14 protein-coding genes are annotated in these 15,762 nt (G+C 33.0%); 11 read left to right on the top strand and 3 right to left on the bottom strand.

Features of this window, described 5'->3' with window-relative positions; translation table 11 throughout:
* Positions 1-37: 37 nt before the first annotated feature.
* The 3 genes from M4I44_RS19255 to M4I44_RS19245 all read right to left on the bottom strand — a co-directional run bounded on the left by M4I44_RS19255 (position 38) and on the right by M4I44_RS19245 (position 2,643).
* The gene (locus tag M4I44_RS19255; RefSeq protein WP_249965796.1) at positions 38-601 is read right to left on the bottom strand and encodes a Crp/Fnr family transcriptional regulator; all 564 of its coding nucleotides are present in this window, start codon (positions 599-601) and stop codon (positions 38-40) included.
* Between the two features lie 219 nt (positions 602-820).
* Complete coding sequence (locus M4I44_RS19250) at positions 821-2,185, bottom strand: DUF5458 family protein (protein ID WP_017496374.1); 1,365 nt, start codon at positions 2,183-2,185, stop codon at positions 821-823.
* A 2-nt stretch (positions 2,186-2,187) separates the two neighbouring features.
* Positions 2,188-2,643, bottom strand: coding sequence for a hypothetical protein (locus M4I44_RS19245; protein ID WP_026109973.1), 456 nt, complete (start codon positions 2,641-2,643; stop codon positions 2,188-2,190).
* A 157-nt stretch (positions 2,644-2,800) separates the two neighbouring features.
* On the opposite strand from M4I44_RS19245, the gene M4I44_RS19240 reads away from it, so the two are divergent.
* The 11 genes from M4I44_RS19240 to M4I44_RS19190 all read left to right on the top strand — a co-directional run bounded on the left by M4I44_RS19240 (position 2,801) and on the right by M4I44_RS19190 (position 15,498).
* Positions 2,801-3,220 (top strand): GPW/gp25 family protein, encoded by a 420-nt coding sequence (locus M4I44_RS19240; protein WP_017496372.1) that lies wholly within the window; start codon positions 2,801-2,803, stop codon positions 3,218-3,220.
* Positions 3,221-3,228: 8 nt separating this feature from the next.
* Positions 3,229-4,986: a hypothetical protein gene (locus tag M4I44_RS19235; protein WP_249965795.1), complete on the top strand. Its 1,758-nt coding sequence runs from the start codon at positions 3,229-3,231 to the stop codon at positions 4,984-4,986.
* A gap of 4 nt (positions 4,987-4,990) precedes the next feature.
* Positions 4,991-7,423, top strand: a complete 2,433-nt coding sequence (locus M4I44_RS19230) for an AAA family ATPase (RefSeq protein ID WP_017496370.1) — start codon at positions 4,991-4,993, stop codon at positions 7,421-7,423.
* Between the two features lie 3 nt (positions 7,424-7,426).
* Positions 7,427-8,332, top strand: coding sequence for a hypothetical protein (locus M4I44_RS19225; protein ID WP_249965794.1), 906 nt, complete (start codon positions 7,427-7,429; stop codon positions 8,330-8,332).
* Positions 8,333-8,366: 34 nt separating this feature from the next.
* On the top strand, positions 8,367-9,251 hold the full coding sequence (locus M4I44_RS19220; RefSeq protein ID WP_249965793.1) for a TssN family type VI secretion system protein: 885 nt from the start codon (positions 8,367-8,369) through the stop codon (positions 9,249-9,251).
* Between the two features lie 86 nt (positions 9,252-9,337).
* Positions 9,338-10,474: a hypothetical protein gene (locus tag M4I44_RS19215; RefSeq protein ID WP_017496367.1), complete on the top strand. Its 1,137-nt coding sequence runs from the start codon at positions 9,338-9,340 to the stop codon at positions 10,472-10,474.
* Positions 10,475-10,484: 10 nt separating this feature from the next.
* On the top strand, positions 10,485-10,988 hold the full coding sequence (locus M4I44_RS19210; protein WP_017496366.1) for a hypothetical protein: 504 nt from the start codon (positions 10,485-10,487) through the stop codon (positions 10,986-10,988).
* Entirely contained in the window at positions 10,985-11,455 is a 471-nt protein-coding gene (gene tssO, locus M4I44_RS19205) for a type VI secretion system TssO (protein WP_017496365.1), read from the top strand. The genes M4I44_RS19210 and tssO overlap by 4 nt, the downstream gene beginning before the upstream one ends.
* On the top strand, positions 11,445-12,383 hold the full coding sequence (locus M4I44_RS19200) for a PKD domain-containing protein (protein ID WP_017496364.1): 939 nt from the start codon (positions 11,445-11,447) through the stop codon (positions 12,381-12,383). Before tssO ends, M4I44_RS19200 begins: the two co-directional genes overlap by 11 nt.
* A gap of 3 nt (positions 12,384-12,386) precedes the next feature.
* Complete coding sequence (tssR, locus tag M4I44_RS19195) at positions 12,387-14,711, top strand: type VI secretion system protein TssR domain-containing protein (RefSeq protein WP_249965792.1); 2,325 nt, start codon at positions 12,387-12,389, stop codon at positions 14,709-14,711.
* 10 nt (positions 14,712-14,721) lie between these two features.
* Positions 14,722-15,498, top strand: coding sequence for a DUF5457 domain-containing protein (locus M4I44_RS19190; protein ID WP_249965791.1), 777 nt, complete (start codon positions 14,722-14,724; stop codon positions 15,496-15,498).
* Positions 15,499-15,762: the final 264 nt, after the last annotated feature.

Raw genomic sequence — 15,762 nt, 5'->3', positions numbered from 1 at the left:
TGTTGGAAAAATATAATGATTTTTTCTTGATGTAAAATCAATTAATTGAAGATCTGATTCTGCTCAATGTCTCCTGACTTACACCGATAAGCGAGGCAATATGTTTTAGTTTTGATTTTGCAATAATAGGAGGAAATGAATTTAATAAGTAAAAATATTTATCCTGAGCATTCATGGATTTATAAAAATGATGAAACTCGTTTAATTTTGAAAGATAAATTCTAAGCAGCTTAATATAGAATTTAGAAAATAATGGATATTCTAATAGAATTTGCTCATCTGTATGAGATAATGAATAAAGTATGGTGTCCTCACATGCCTGAAAAAGCTCAAATGAGGGTTTCTGTTCAAAGAAACTACTCAATGAAGTGATGAATTGATGATCGGTATAAATCCATTTAGTTACCTCTTCTCCGTCATTATAAAAAAATCTTCGTACTGAACCGGATTTTATAAAGTAAATTTTTGGGCAAATTTGTCCTTCATTTATAATAATTTTATTTTTCTTGTAGGATTCTTCTTTAAATAAATTTTTCACTGCCTTTTCGGTCTCTTGATCCAGTGCCTGAAAATTGTTTATAAATGCAAGAAGCTCTTCCATTGCTCTTATTTAGTTGGTTTATTTATTGAAAATTAACTCTAATTCAGGTTTAATTAATAACGAATATAGTCTATTTCTTAGAAGAACTGTTATTGTAAATGTTGAAGTGCGCATTATACGAATTCTGTTTCGTTTAGATGCCTTTTTTATTTGGATGTCTAGTAAAAAAAAGAACCCCAAAAGAGTATTTTTTGGGGTAGATTTTAGGGTAGAAATGAATTAAACCTGTTTGTAATCACTATGCCAAACAGCTTCTTCAGGACCATCTCCTTTGTGTCCGTCTAACTGAATTACGAAACTTTTAGCCGGGAAGTATGGTGTGATGTGGATATCAAGTAAGATTCTGTCTTTTTGAGTTTTATCTTGCTCAATTTTCATTACTGTAAACTTTTCAATAAGATTAGTAGGTCCTTTGATTCCGTCAAGGAACTTAATGATTTGGCTTCTTAAATCGGCTTCAGTTCTGGTAGTCCAGTTCTCGAAAGCTCTTCTGTTTAAGAAATCGAAAAGTACTTTGGTAATATGGTCGAATACACGTACTACAGAGTAGGTTTGTAAACCTAAGTTGTCTCCGTTGAACAATGTTTTAGCCGAGAAAGCCATAATTTTACTGTACTCATTAACCATTGGTACCAATCCCATTTTTTCAATTTCTGAGATTTCGCTTTTCTTCAGGTCAAAACGCACACTTTCTACCTCGTTTAAGCCTCCGAATTTTTTACCGGCAACTACCTGAGACATCAATGTTTTGTATATTTTACCAGCTAAAGAAGTCGATGGTGGTACATAAAGATTGTCCTCTTCTCCAACTTCGTTATTTTTACTTCTTCCTAACAAATAGTTACAAGTCATAATAGTGTTTGATTTGTACACATCACCACCAGTATGATTCGCATTGAAGAAGATATCAATAACATCATCCGGAGTTTCAAGATCCTGGAAGTCAGTAAGTAATACTGTTTTATTCTCGTGAGCTATTTTAGACCATTTTTCTAAAACAGCGTTAGAGCCTAAATATCCTGGAACTGAAAGTATAGAGTAGTTTTTTCTCAAATCAAGACGGTCAAAATTTTGCTTTAATTCATTCGAAACATAATCAATAAACAAAGTATTGTCTAAATCTTTTAATTGAGTTATATCAGCGTTTACGATCGTTACGTTCTTGATTTTATCGCTTTCGGCATTTTTATAGAATAAAGCGACACTACGATACGAAGTTTCTAATTCTCTTGTAGTGTTTAAGGCGTATTTCAGGTTTTTATTTAATGTTGCATCTGCTGATGTTGCTTTTGCATTGGCTACTTCGATCATTGATTCAACAGAATCATTTCCTTTTAGTAAATCCAGCCACAAATCAAGTCTGTTATTAAGAGTTGTTCTTTCGCTTTCCCATTGAGCATCGTTTAGAAAGATATTTTTTCTGGCTTTTCTGGTTGGGTTTAAGTTTGATAATCCGTCGATTACGTTTTCTAAGAAAGCAAAACCTCCATATTCGTTTAACAGGTTTATTTTGCTTGGGGAGTCTTGTACTAATTGTTCGCTTGAAGAACCTTGAACTTTTTGTTCTTTAGTTTGAGTTGCCATATTTACTGTTTGTTGTTGTTAATTTCGTTCTTAGCGTTTTGAAGTAATTCGATTACTGCCTCTTTAACTGCCGGATCCTGGATCGCTTTTATTAAAGCTCTGTTGCTCGAAAGCTGGCGAACAATTTTATACGCTTGTTCCTTTTCAGTGTTTAATTTATTAAGAAAAGGACTGTTTTCTTTTATTGATTTTGCTCCAAAATCTCCTAAGTTTTGGAAGACCATCGATTCGTTTAAATCGGAACCTTGTTCCGTTGTAAATTCAAAGTCTACGCTAGGTTTGTACTTCTCAAAAACCGCTTCTACAGTCTGCAAATCATAGACAGCTTCGGGTCCAACCGGCTGCTCATTTGTAAGTTTTTGAATTAGTAATGTTCTGTTCGAAGGAATTTCCAAAATTGATTCACTGGCGTCAACTTTTACTTCATTGCCACCAATACCATAATTGAACATGCTCATAATTTTATAAGATTTTTAGTTGATTTTGTAAAACTAGTAAAAAATACTTTAAAATAATATTGATTTGTAAGTATTTTATTTGGAGTTTTGTAGCAATGTGTTAAAATTAAAAATTAAAGCTTTAGTTTTATAAAAAACAACTTAATTTCGACAAAAGATGAAATACCTGAAATACCCTGTTAATTTTAAGTCTTTGGTGAGAGGTTCACAGGATAATTTTTGTAAGATAGAGGAATCGATTGCTTATAACATTATGATGATTATTACCACTTCCTTTGGAGAGATTCCGGAGATCCCAAATTATGGATCTGTCATCTGGGACCTGGAGTTTAATCAGCATATAAAGAAAAGAGATTGGGAGGATTTGGTTAGAAAATCCCTGTTAAAGTCGATTACTGAATTTGAGAGGAGACTAACCTTAAGTGAAGTCACTATTTCGTTAGATGAAATTGATAATACCGAGCTGGGATCTAGCATAAGAAGAAAAGCAAACATAGTCGTAAAAGGTGACATTATCGAAAGTCTGATGCCATTTAGCTTTCACACAAAATTGAATATAAGCCCAATTTCTCAATAGTACAAAATATGAAAGACGTTAAGTTTATTGAAATAAAAAACAGAATACAAAAAAAGTGTTTAGAGATCTGGGGAATTGAAAATATTAACATGGCCGACCCTTTGGTCATGATGTTATTAGACGTTTTTGTTCATGAACTTTATTATTTGTATCACGAAGGAATCGAATCTGATAATAAAATTATTGAACGCATTGCTCAGGAAATTGTGCCAAGTCAATGGAATTTACCTATGCCGGCTCACGCTTTAGCAAGTACAGCAGCAACAAATGGTATTGTGGTACTCAACAGTGATGCCGAATTTATTATAAAATCAACTTTTGCAACCAATGTTGATTATGATATTCATTTTACTCCCTTTACCAACGAAAACATTATAGAGGGTGAGGTCGGTTTTCAGCTCTATGATTCCTTATTGATCGATTCTTTTAAAAATGTGAATCGTTTGCCGGTGCATTGTAAAATTTCTGATCACAGGATGTGGATTGGACTGGATATTTCAAAAGAAAATCTGGAGAAATTAAATTCTTTGAAATTTACATTTATTACAGAGAATTCCTCGTTAGATGCTTTTTTACAGTTTGTTACGGTAAGAGATACTCACGGAAATGCTATTGATTTTGAAAATGAAAGTTTTGCGGAAGTTCAGGACAACAAGCATTACGTTGAAGCGATAAAATCCTACTATAAAAATTTTATTTACAAGTTAAAACTCAATCCCGAGAAGTTGGTTTACGAGTCTTTACTAGACAAATTCAACATTGAAAAAGAAGCATTAAAATCTGCTAAAAAGAATACCGAACTTATTTGGTTAGAGTTCGTATTTCCTGAAATCTTTACCAAACAGGAGCTTGATAAAATTCAGATAAAGATCAACACATTTCCGATCGTCAACCGAAAACTGAACAACAGAGTTCATAATGCTCAGGTAGAAGGACGTCTGTTTCCGATGAAGGCGGAGAGAAACACACACTTTTTGGATGTGATGAAAGTTTTTAACGAAAAAAACATCGAATTCATCAATGGTATCAAGCAGCCTAACGCTATCACTTCAAATACCTATACCGTTTTTTATGGCGGATTAGAGAATTACGATTCCAGAACGGCAAAGTTTTTCCTTAAAAAATTAGCGAGAGCTTTACGTGAAGACATCAGTTCATTTTCGAACATCAATGCCGATTATATTGATGCGACAATGACTAAAATCAATGAAGAAATCAATTCAATTGAAAGTAAAATTACCAGCAGTTACAGTCAGGTGAACGAAGAGGAAGTTTATGCTCTGATTCATGAAACCGATAAATCTAAAATTTTGTACTGTTCGTATTGGACTTCGAACGGTCAGGTGGCTAATAACTTAAAAAAAGGTACTGTTTTAAAACAAACGGTCTTATCTGAATTAGTTCAGGATTCTACTGTTTTTGAGACGACTTCCCTTGGCGGAATTTATAGAAATAACAAAGTCGAGAAATTAATCAATCTTCGATATGGTTTTTTATCCAAAGAGCGACTGGTAACGAAACAAGACATAAAATCTGCGGTTCATTATCATTTAAGAAACATTACAAAAGAGGTACTGATTACAGATGGAGTGGGCATTAGCAATGAGAGAAAAAAAGGAGTATTCAGAACGATTGATGTAAAAGTTATTTTGCAGGATAAGTACGCTTTACAGATAGAAAACAAGCAAAAAATAGGATTGTTTTTAAAGGAAACCTTAGAGAAACAATCTGTGATGAACATCCCATTTCAAATTACCATAAACTAAAGTTATGAATGAATTAGATTACAGCCCCAGCTTACTATCTGCCATTAAATCTGCTAAATCGTTGGCCATTCAGGATGGACATAGCACTTATGGTGTTCCGCATTTAGCCTATGCATTGTTATATGAGCCAACGGGATTGACAGAGGTTTTAAAAACATTATCAAAAGACATAGATTACATAAGAGAATGGTTTGACGTAAGAAAGGAAGTATACACTTCGACTCAAAGCAATGATAATATTATTATTGCCGATGCAGAGATTGAAAATGTCTTTACCGAATCGAATTTCAATAAAATCAGATTAGGATCAGATTCTATCGATGCTTTTTGTGTTTTTATTGCCATTATTAAACCCGGATTGGTGTACAGTGATAAACAGATCGACGGTTTAAATTTAAGCGATAAAGAACTTTTAAAACATTTTGGGCTTCGTAATACTCAAAAAAGTTTTAGTCTCGTCGATAATGATGATAAAGAAGAAACCGTTGATATTAATTATTGTGATACGCTCTACAGAAAAAATATAATCGAAGAGGGAAGTGCCATTATTGGACGAAATAAGGAAGTTAGACTGATACTTGAAAACATTGAACGATACGAAAATCACGGAATTTTACTGATTGGAGAGTCGGGTATTGGAAAAACAAGTATCATCAAAAATCTGATTTCCAGTTTACATGAAACAGACCCTAATTTTTTTGAAGAAACGCTGGTACTTTCTTTAAACGTAGCTAAACTTGTTGCCAATTGCAATGGTGAAAACGAGGTTTCGAAGAAATTGATTGAAATTTTCGAAAAATTATCCAAGAACGGAAAGAGCATACTTTTTATTGATGACATACAGGTGTTGTTAAATTCATCAAGCTCAAAATCAAATGCGGTAATCAATATCATCAATACGCAGTTAACTCAAGGGACGATTAACATTATTGCTTCTATTGATTCAGATTCGTATCGAAAATCGATTGAAGGAACGACTATTGACGGAAAATTTGAAAATATTTTTATCGAAGAACTGGACCACGCTTTATTAGTGGAATGTCTGGGGATTTATAAAAATAAATTAGAAAAACATTATAAAATAGGGATTGACGATGAAATTATAGAAGAAGCTATTCATCTGTCTAAAAGATTTTATAAAGAAAAGAAACTACCTTACGGAGCCATTGATTTATTAGACCGAACCGCTTCGTCGGTAATTGTTTCAAATGCCAATTCATTAGTTGAAATTGTAAAAATAAAAGAGCAGATAAATGAAGCTGACCCATCCGACGAATCAAGGATGAGTTTGCTGAAAAAAGAAATATTCAACAGAATTAGTTGTGTGGTAACCAGTAAAATTAGTGCTGCTGAAAACTCAAAAAAACAAAAAGATGAAGTAATCACTTTTGAGGAGATCGAAAAATTAGCAGCTGATATTGAAGCCATAGCAAAAGAAAAAATCATCGTGGTTAAAAAGTCTGAGATTTTGGCGGTCGTTTCTAATGCAACCGGAATTCCATTAGGAAAAATAAGTGCAGGAGAAAAGGAGAAATTGCTAACGATTGAAGACAAATTACAAGAGAGAGTAAAAGGGCAGGCACATGCTATTAAAACACTTTCAGAAGCCATAATCGAATCCCGAAGTGGCTTGAGTAACCCGAAACAGCCTATTGGTTCGTTCTTCTTTTTGGGACCAACCGGGACGGGAAAGACAGAATTAACGAAAACACTTGCCGAGCTGCTGTTTGATGACGAAAATGCCATGATACGTTTTGATATGTCCGAGTTTAAAGAAGAACATTCGGCTGCATTGTTGTATGGTGCGCCTCCGGGATATGTGGGCTATGAAGAAGGAGGGATGCTGGTGAATAAAATCAGACAAAAACCTTATTCGGTGGTACTTTTTGATGAGATCGAAAAAGCGCACAGTTCGGTTTACGACGTGTTTTTACAGATTATGGACGAAGGAAAAGTGCATGATAAATTGGGGCGTGAAGGTGATTTTTCGAATGCGATTATCATTTTTACCTCAAATATTGGAAGCCAGTGGATTCAGGAGCAGATAGAAAGCGGTCATTTACCCACTTCCAATCAGTTGATTGATATTATGAGTCAGCATTTCAGACCTGAGTTTTTAGGACGTTTGACCGAAGTAGTTCCATTTGCGCCGATCAATATAGAAATCGCCAAAGCTATTTTTAAACTGCATCTTAGCCGTCTGCAGGAACAGTTAAGAACGATCAAAAATATTTCGTTTGATTTATCTGATTCGGCTTTAGAATATCTGACCAATAAAGGATTTTCTAAAAAATATGGTGCCAGACCTATTGCGGGAACCGTACGAACTTATCTAAAGAAAACCATTTCAAAACTAATTATATCCGAAGCTATTTTGGAGAACGAAAGTATTGTTCTGGATATAAAAGGAGATGAATTTATCTGGGAAAAGAAATAAGATATGGAACAGGATATCGCAGTTTTAAAACAACAGCTTAACTTTAATTTGAGAGGAGAAATTCTTTTTTATGAATTGCAAAATATTCTTGAAAAGGAAACCGAAGTCTTTGTCAGACACAAAGGCCTTTCAAAAAGACACAATTCAAGAGATGCTATTGATCTTTCGTCGATGCTGTATCAGGAAGATTCGAGATTTACCAAAGAGGCGCTGGTGCTGCATTTGGCCAAAAACAGCATCTACCATAATTTACCCGAATTACTTTTTCACCCTTTATCGGTTAGTAATTCTACGATGTCAAATAAGGAAATTGTAGAAGCAGTAAGAGAAAACAAAAAAGCTGAAAATAATGCTTTAGACTTTTTTATGCCTTTTGACAATGAGCTTTTTGCAGCAAATTCAAATTTTGCGATCAGAAGTCTTCACTTGTTTAATGATAAGATTGATTTGTTTCTGAAAATAGTAGATGAATTAGTCGCCATTGATTTTGACTTGTCTCATACACAAAAAAAGAATCTCTTTATTTATCTGTGTGAAGCAGATAAACTAAAAGAGAATCTTCCGGAACTGGAGAAAGTACTGGAAACTTTATTGGGTAATGTAGTCAAGTTAAAATACAAGAAGCATGTTTTCACCAATTCTCCTTTTTTGGAATTAAGTGAAGGAACATTAGGATTCAATCTGGGACTTTGCGGAGCGGTAGAAAGCGAGATAGACGATGTAGAAGTTGCACTATATTTTGAAGGAAATATAGATTATAAGATACTAGAACGTAAGATGAACCTAACGCGTAAAGTATTAGAGTATTTTATCATTAGTAACAGAAAAATTGATATCGTCTTTTTTAATAATTATCAGTTAGGCATCAAACTAAACGAGAACTATTTGGGCATAAATACCATTTTATAATTTTTAAACCATAATAATGAGATAACATTCAGATATGAATACAATACTACCCTTTTTCTTAAAATACCTATTAGCTCCGTTTTTGATTTTAATCATAACGCTGATTATGAGCCAGTTTTCGAATGTGAAAATCAAAACAAAAGCGGCCATAATATTTACTTTATGTTTTTCGATTATAGCAGCTTTACCCTGTTTGTTTGCTTTTTTTAACAATGAATTTATCTGGTTTGGCTTATTATTTTCGGTTATCTACTACATCATACTTGGAATCGCATTGGTGTATTTCATGAATACAGCTTTATTTCAAAAAGTGGGGATACAGAATAATGTTCTGGCCAAAGTGTTTATGTTTTTAATAATAGCAATTCTCTCCTCCTGGATTTATTATCTCGCTTTCAACTATATCGCCATATCGAGTTATGCTCACATCAGTATGCTTAATATTTTGTGGCTGTTTGTACCTATCTTTTTTCAGGAATCAAAGAACAAATACCTGCAAATTCCTGAGCCTTTCTACGAATATTGGAGAGTGGGAAAAGAACGCAAGGATTTCGAATATTGGGATAATATCGATAAGTTCCGCCTCATGCAGGTGTCCATACACATCAGAAAAAAAGCCAATTCTGAATTCTTTTCAAAATTTGATGTAAAAATTGCTCAGGACGTCAATCTGGGGAGTTGGTTTGATAAGTTTATAGAAGACCAGAATTACAGATTCCCTAATGATGCTATCGAATCCAGCGCAGAAAACGAAGATACGGGTTGGACTTTTTATACGGCAAAATACTTCAGCTTTCCTTTGTTTATCAAGAATTTGAGTCCTTACAGAACCATTTCTGAAAGTAAATTGAAAAATAAACAAACCATTTTTGCTAAAAGAGTTGCTTTAAACAGACATGAAAACGGTCTGGATGAATAATTAAATACCACATCTTTTTCTTTAAAGCCATTTGGGCAAAAAAGGGAAAAGAGATTAACAAATACCACAAAACAAACTTCAGGATTATGAAATCAAACATTCATTTACCAATCAACTGGACAGACGGTGTAAAACTTACGAAAGACCATTTTATCAATAATTATTTCAATTACGTAACAATTGTAAGTGATTATAATAAAGTTCAGTTAAACAATTTTAATTATGGCTGTATCCAGCCGGCGGGAAATAAATCGATAGACATTGAGATAAAAATTGAGGGAGGACAGCTTGTTGCCTACCTAAAAAAATGCGAAGTAATTGCTAAAAACGGTCATATCATTTCTTTTAATCAGGATATTTATGGCACCAAACTTCCGGAAGTAAGTATTAATGCCAATGACTTAGATCGAAATTCTTTTGAGCATTATTATGTTATTGTTTCTGTTAATCCTTATGATTTAATTCCTGTAGGTATTCCTGATCCCGAAATCATTCCATTGCACCATCCGCATGCCCTTCCGGAAATCAAATTACACATCATCAATAAAAAAGAGGTAAATGATAATTTTTTATCGGGTTATTTTTTAATTGTCAAAAAAATAATATTCCAAAACGGAACTTTTATTGAAGACAACAAGTACATCGCTCCTGTTGTTAAGACTAAAAACAATGAAATCCTGAATCAGTTTATAGCGAAAGTAAACACTGAATTGTATCAACTGAATGATTTCTCAATTAAAATTCATAAAAAAAATGTGCAAAACTCTTCTAATAACAGATTGGTTTCGAACACCTTTAGTTTATGTGCCAAAATAATCGGGTATTATTCAGAAAACTGTTTTTATCTTAAAAATGTTGCTCCGGAGGAATCTCCGGTTTATATGTTTGACCGAATAATTGTTTTAGCAAATCATCTTATTTCGACATTGACTTTAATGGATGACAAAGAAAAAGAGGTGTTGCTGCAGTACTATTATGAATGGATTGATGTAAAACCTTCAGAGTTATTGAGTGTATTGTTTGAAGCAAAAAGTGCCGTATACGACCACAACGATATCGCCCAAACACTTGAAAAACTGAATCAGTTTTTAGGAATTTTGAAGCGCTTATGGCAAAAATTAAGTGAACTGGAGTATATCGGAATCAGAAAAGAGAACATTGTAATTAGTGAGGAAACGAAAGTGGCAGCACCAAAAAGCAATACATGGTCAATATTAGATTAAACATAGCGCTATGAAACCACTTAATTCTCCTAAAATAGCGACTCAAAAACGCAGGTTTTTAATCCTTTTTTTTACAACGTCTGCCTTTATTTTCGGCTGTCTTTTTATTACGCTGATAACGGCAAATAAAGGTGCTGCCGAGTTAGAGCAAAAACACAAATACTACAATGATATTGCAGTAAAACAGGGCGAAATGAACTTGCTTCTGGGTGAAATTCTGATCGAAATCAATGACTTAAGATTTAAGGACCGAACTTTAAATGAACGTAAAAATCTCCAGTCCCTGATCAACGAAAAAAGATTTGCAATCAATAACGAGATTCAAAAATCAAAAACAAATCTGACCAATTCTTTTGGTTTGTATGAGGAACTTTTGGTTGAATTGCAGCGCATACAAACTAAGATTGATGTTTTAAAAGAAGCAGCAACAAGCTACGAAATCAAAAGTAATCAGCTTAAAAATTGTATTGAAAAACATAAACTCGAAAATAAAAAAAATAGCACCAAATCATGAAGAAGGCAATAATTTTTGACGAAACCTATTGGAAGAAAGCAAAGTTCAATTTATTATTTATCATTAGCGCCTGTGTCATATTTATTGGTCTTACCAAGTTTTTACTGAAGACACCGGATTTTAATAATACGGATATGTTGAACAGAATTAATGATTATGAAAAAATGCAGAAGATTAAGGTAGACTATGCCAATAAATCGAAATTAATTTTCAAAACCATTGATACGATAAAATACGACATTAATCAGGTACAGCGTATCGACGAAGTAAAAAGAAATATTTCAGAGTACAAACAGCTTTATAAAGACAACGAATTTCATTCGTCCTATAATTTTTGCTTAATCGGCGGGAACTTATTAAATGTTTTTTTAGAGATAAACCTGGAAGAAAGTACGGTAAAAAAGAACGATACTCTGGTACAGACAAGTCTTAACGAATGTAAAGCAGATTTTAAAAATGAACATTAAAAATAGAACAGTAGTTATCCTCTTGTCTTGTATTGCGGTAATTTTAGTGATAGTAGCACTGCTATTCCCTTATAATAAACGATTAAGTAATCTTGATTTTTCGATTGTTGACGACAATAGTAATCACCAGTATGAATTAAACGAGGAATTATCTTTTAAAATAAATGACAGCACTTTAATATCAGATAAAAAAGCCGTTTGGTATTTTGGAAACGGTGATTCAATTGTTAGTAAAGGAAGTGTAAACTATACTTATGACAAAGCCGGAAAGTATCTAGTTACCTTAAAAATTGACGACAAGTTTGATTTTTCAAAGCAAATTAATATCGTAAACGGCAGAAGATTGACGGCAAGAGATTCTATCACCAAGATATTTTGTCCGGAGTTTGGTTATGTAGGCGAGGAAATTGTGTTTACCGGATATTCTCCGAGTTCTAATAATTGGTATTGGGAATTTGGCGAAACGGGAACCATAGATTCTTATGAAAAACAAGCCATTTATATTTTTACCCAGCCGGGAATTTATACGGTAAAGCTCGAAACAGACAAAACGAAGTATCCGATAACAAAAGTAATTGAAGTGCTTCAATTGTATGAACCTTTCAAAGAACCGGAGGCTGTAGATTCGTCAGGTATTGTATTAAACGATATTAAAAAAAGACTGCAGACCATTGCTAATTTGGGAGCAAGAGATACCAAAACGTACAGAGAGCAGGTTAATTATCTGAAAAATAAATACATCTGTAACGATTTGTCTGATGTCGTGGTAGTAGTCAACGAAGAAAAATACAACGATTTTTTAAGTTACTGTCAGGGACTTCATTATCTGGAAGGCAATGAAACTATAATTGAGGATGTGAAATTAGATAATATTAAGTGCTTTAAGCAGATCAATATTACCCAAAAAACTAAAAATAAAACAAAGTAATAGATGAAAAGCAGCATTTTACTTCGATACACGTCTTTAATTTGTTTATTGATTGCAAATACTATTTTTTCGCAGGTTAAGAACAGTACAAACGTTCTTAAAAAAACAGGTGAAACAGTTAATACTTACGATAACCAGGAGCAAAAAGAAAATAAAAAACCAGAACTGAAAATGGTTTTTTCAGATCGAAATGAGAACAAAATTTACGAGGAACCTTATAGCGCTAAAGTAAAAAATAAGGCCGCTATTTTGACCCCAATGTATGTTATTGATGAAGATAAGAATTACTACGAAGTGGTCGTTGCGGATAAAAAACTGATTGGGAAACCTAAAGGGACATTCTCTGCTTTAAGAAGTAAAGACAACCATTTTTCAAAAGCTAAAGAAGTACAGTACCTGGGATGGATTAAAAAAGACAATGTACTGGAATATGGAAGAGCCATCCAAAATCAGGTTAACTTAAAATATGTAAAGTATTTTGTGGCTTGTAATACGCTGGATAATTTAGTAAACAGTAACAACAACGTCAAAAAAAGTACTCTTTTGTTAAAGGGAGATCCTAACTTAGAAACCGTAACAAAAAAGGGGATAAAACTAAATGACTTCGTTTACGTCTACAACATAAACAAAACGGCAAATTCAGCTTTTGTGTCCAATTCTGATGATTTGATGCCAAAAGACACCGCTAATTTTAAGTTTGGTTGGGTTCCTTTGCAATATCTGAATCCCATAACAGACAATGTGGTGGTGAAACTGAATCCTGCCGATACGTTGAAGTTTTCTTCGGGTAAAATCAACTTTCATGCAAATGAATTGTACAGGAACACCTTTTTCGTAAATGAAAACCAATCCAGTGATGCTGTCGGATTCGATAATACCACTAAAATTTTATTACCTGTAAATGTCTGGAACCATGACAAAAATAAAATTACAAATTTAAAAGGAGATGATATTACCATAAAGACAATCGAACAGATTGATTTGCAAAGTAAGACCATTAACTTTTTTTACGTTTTTGAGAACAACGGCAGTACCAAACAATACCTGAAAAAGACACTTTCGGCATTGCAAAATCTAAAACTAACAACAAGCAGTGATTTGTACGCCAATTATAATTTTACGTATTCGTTTATAGCAAAAGGCAAGTCCAAAAGTTATTATTTGCTCAGAGCATCCTCATTTTCGAAGTGGTTTGATTTAATTGAAAAAAGTATCAAAACACCGGAAGAAATTACAAATGAAAATATTTTACCCAATAACAACATAAATATTACGCAGTTTCTGAGTGCGGGACCCAATTACGAAAACAATTTTTTTATACTCGCAGGATTAGACGGATCTATAAATACCGTTTTACAGGACAATATGAGCGCATTGGCGAAGAATAATGCCAAGTTATTGTACATCCTTTTTAGAAATGAAAACAGTTCGGATAATCAGGATTTTATTTCGCAAAGTAAGGCCTATTTAAGTGATGCCAGTAATGCCAACAAAAAATACATTCAGAACTATTATGTAGATCCAAAACTGGTTCCTAAAAATGATGAATTTGTTTACAATGGCGAAGCGGATAATGAGTACATCTACAACGCTCCTTTAAAAAGTAACTTTAATGGCGGAATTGTATTTCCTAAGTTAAACGGGGAGCTTACTCCTGAAACGATAAACAAGGCCATTGATACCGTGATCAGTAAAACGATCAAGACAAACAATGCATTGCTAAAATCACTGACTCAGTATAAAAATGAATTTAGTTTTTTAAGAAGTCAGCCGAGTATAACCGTAAAAAATATTATCGAAAATTCTCCTTTAAAAGACAGTGTAAGTACTGATGTACCTAAAAAGTATAAGAACGAAACCTTTGCGATAAATGCAAAAGATTCGTTGGATAATGATTTAGAAAGTAAAGTACACATTTTACTGACCGAAAATGAAATTAAGCAGCTTATTGAAAATTATCGGGAGTTAGTAAGCAAAGAATACACGAATGAGAATATTGATAAGGTAGAGATTCTGAATTTTAAAGACAGGTGCTATACATTTGCCTCAATTATCAGAAGGACAGAACCATTGAGAAACAGAAATTCTTTAGCAGATCTGTTTTATTTTAAGACTAGAGTATTTGTAAACAGTTCTGATCTGCATACTATAAGAATTAAAGATATCAGAAAGTTTAAGAGAAAACCGGCCGAATTCAGGGCTCTCTTTATAGGTTTAAATGCTAAAGTTGAAGCCTTAGAGAAAATGGTCAGAAATAGTGCTTTTGAGGTTTTTGATGAGGAGTCTCAGCTCAAACACTATTATATATCGAAAAATATGCTACTATAAAATAACGATTATGGAACTTATCAATACAATAGAAATGACGAAACCTTTGCATGAAATAATTTTAGAGTTATTTTATTTTGAAAGCAAAGGGAAACCGTGCGAGTTTACAAAAAAAGAAATTTTGTGGAGGCTTAAAAATCCCAGTATTACAGAATATCAGATAGAAGAAGTACTCAATTGGATGGTACATCATAAAAAATTAAATGAGAATTTAGGTTTGTACAGCCTCGATCGTTTTGAACTAATTGATTTAGAAGAAAAATTTAAAACGGAGAGGCTACACAAAGAAAAAAAACAAGAGCCTATTTTTTTTACCAATTACAGTACGATAAACAATATACACAATGCCGCAAAGCCCAAAGCGCTTGAAATATTTATTCAGTACATACTGCCTACGTTTTTGCTTTCTTATATTGTGTTTATTTTTTTCTTAGTAAACAAGTTAAATGACAGTTTTGCCGTAAACAATAATAAAATTGAAGACGTTAGCGAATTGATACTAAAAGAACCTAAAACAGGAGTGATTAGAAAAAAAAGAGCGCTGTCTGATAAAGAAGTGAAAAGACTGTTTTCTAATCAGCATCAGAATATTTTGTATTTGAACAAGACCATAGATTCATTACAAAAGCAGGTGAACAAAATTAATGAAATTCATACCACAGCAACTTTAGACTTAAAAAACCAGGTCAATTCTTTACAGCCACAGGTCAATTCAATAGTCCTGCACATAACCGTTGTGCTGTTGGGATTTATTCTGTTATTTTTTATGAAAAATGTTACAGATTAAAGTGAATTAGTAAAAAAAAAACAGATAAAAGAGGTATTCTAAAAATTATGCAGAATATCTCTTTTTGTGTTTACGGGGGTTAGGTGAAGAAGTAAAAGGAATGTTGAAAAAATATTTTTTGACTATTAGATTGTTTTTTGCAGTTGCTATTTGTTTTTTTAAAACAGATGAATTTTCTGTCAGCCCTTATGAATGCTGGATTCTTACATTTGTAAAATAAAAAGGTCTCTTTTTTTTCTTAATTCTTATGAAAAAGATTACGAA

The sequence above is a fragment of the Flavobacterium sp. B183 genome, from assembly GCF_023539155.1.
Taxonomy (GTDB): domain Bacteria; phylum Bacteroidota; class Bacteroidia; order Flavobacteriales; family Flavobacteriaceae; genus Flavobacterium; species Flavobacterium tructae.
The sequence above is the reverse complement of the archived record's forward strand: the minus strand, read 5'-3'. Positions and strand labels throughout refer to the sequence as shown.

What these genes read in the sequence shown, in the direction of transcription:
- M4I44_RS19255 (WP_249965796.1), bottom strand. Translation starts at nt 601, where the DNA reads ATGGAAGAGCTTCTTGCATTTATAAACAATTTTCAGGCACTGGATCAA.
- M4I44_RS19250 (WP_017496374.1), bottom strand. Translation starts at nt 2,185, where the DNA reads ATGGCAACTCAAACTAAAGAACAAAAAGTTCAAGGTTCTTCAAGCGAA.
- M4I44_RS19245 (WP_026109973.1), bottom strand. Translation starts at nt 2,643, where the DNA reads ATGAGCATGTTCAATTATGGTATTGGTGGCAATGAAGTAAAAGTTGAC.
- M4I44_RS19240 (WP_017496372.1), top strand. Translation starts at nt 2,801, where the DNA reads ATGAAATACCTGAAATACCCTGTTAATTTTAAGTCTTTGGTGAGAGGT.
- M4I44_RS19235 (WP_249965795.1), top strand. Translation starts at nt 3,229, where the DNA reads ATGAAAGACGTTAAGTTTATTGAAATAAAAAACAGAATACAAAAAAAG.
- M4I44_RS19230 (WP_017496370.1), top strand. Translation starts at nt 4,991, where the DNA reads ATGAATGAATTAGATTACAGCCCCAGCTTACTATCTGCCATTAAATCT.
- M4I44_RS19225 (WP_249965794.1), top strand. Translation starts at nt 7,427, where the DNA reads ATGGAACAGGATATCGCAGTTTTAAAACAACAGCTTAACTTTAATTTG.
- M4I44_RS19220 (WP_249965793.1), top strand. Translation starts at nt 8,367, where the DNA reads ATGAATACAATACTACCCTTTTTCTTAAAATACCTATTAGCTCCGTTT.
- M4I44_RS19215 (WP_017496367.1), top strand. Translation starts at nt 9,338, where the DNA reads ATGAAATCAAACATTCATTTACCAATCAACTGGACAGACGGTGTAAAA.
- M4I44_RS19210 (WP_017496366.1), top strand. Translation starts at nt 10,485, where the DNA reads ATGAAACCACTTAATTCTCCTAAAATAGCGACTCAAAAACGCAGGTTT.
- tssO (WP_017496365.1), top strand. Translation starts at nt 10,985, where the DNA reads ATGAAGAAGGCAATAATTTTTGACGAAACCTATTGGAAGAAAGCAAAG.
- M4I44_RS19200 (WP_017496364.1), top strand. Translation starts at nt 11,445, where the DNA reads ATGAACATTAAAAATAGAACAGTAGTTATCCTCTTGTCTTGTATTGCG.
- tssR (WP_249965792.1), top strand. Translation starts at nt 12,387, where the DNA reads ATGAAAAGCAGCATTTTACTTCGATACACGTCTTTAATTTGTTTATTG.
- M4I44_RS19190 (WP_249965791.1), top strand. Translation starts at nt 14,722, where the DNA reads ATGGAACTTATCAATACAATAGAAATGACGAAACCTTTGCATGAAATA.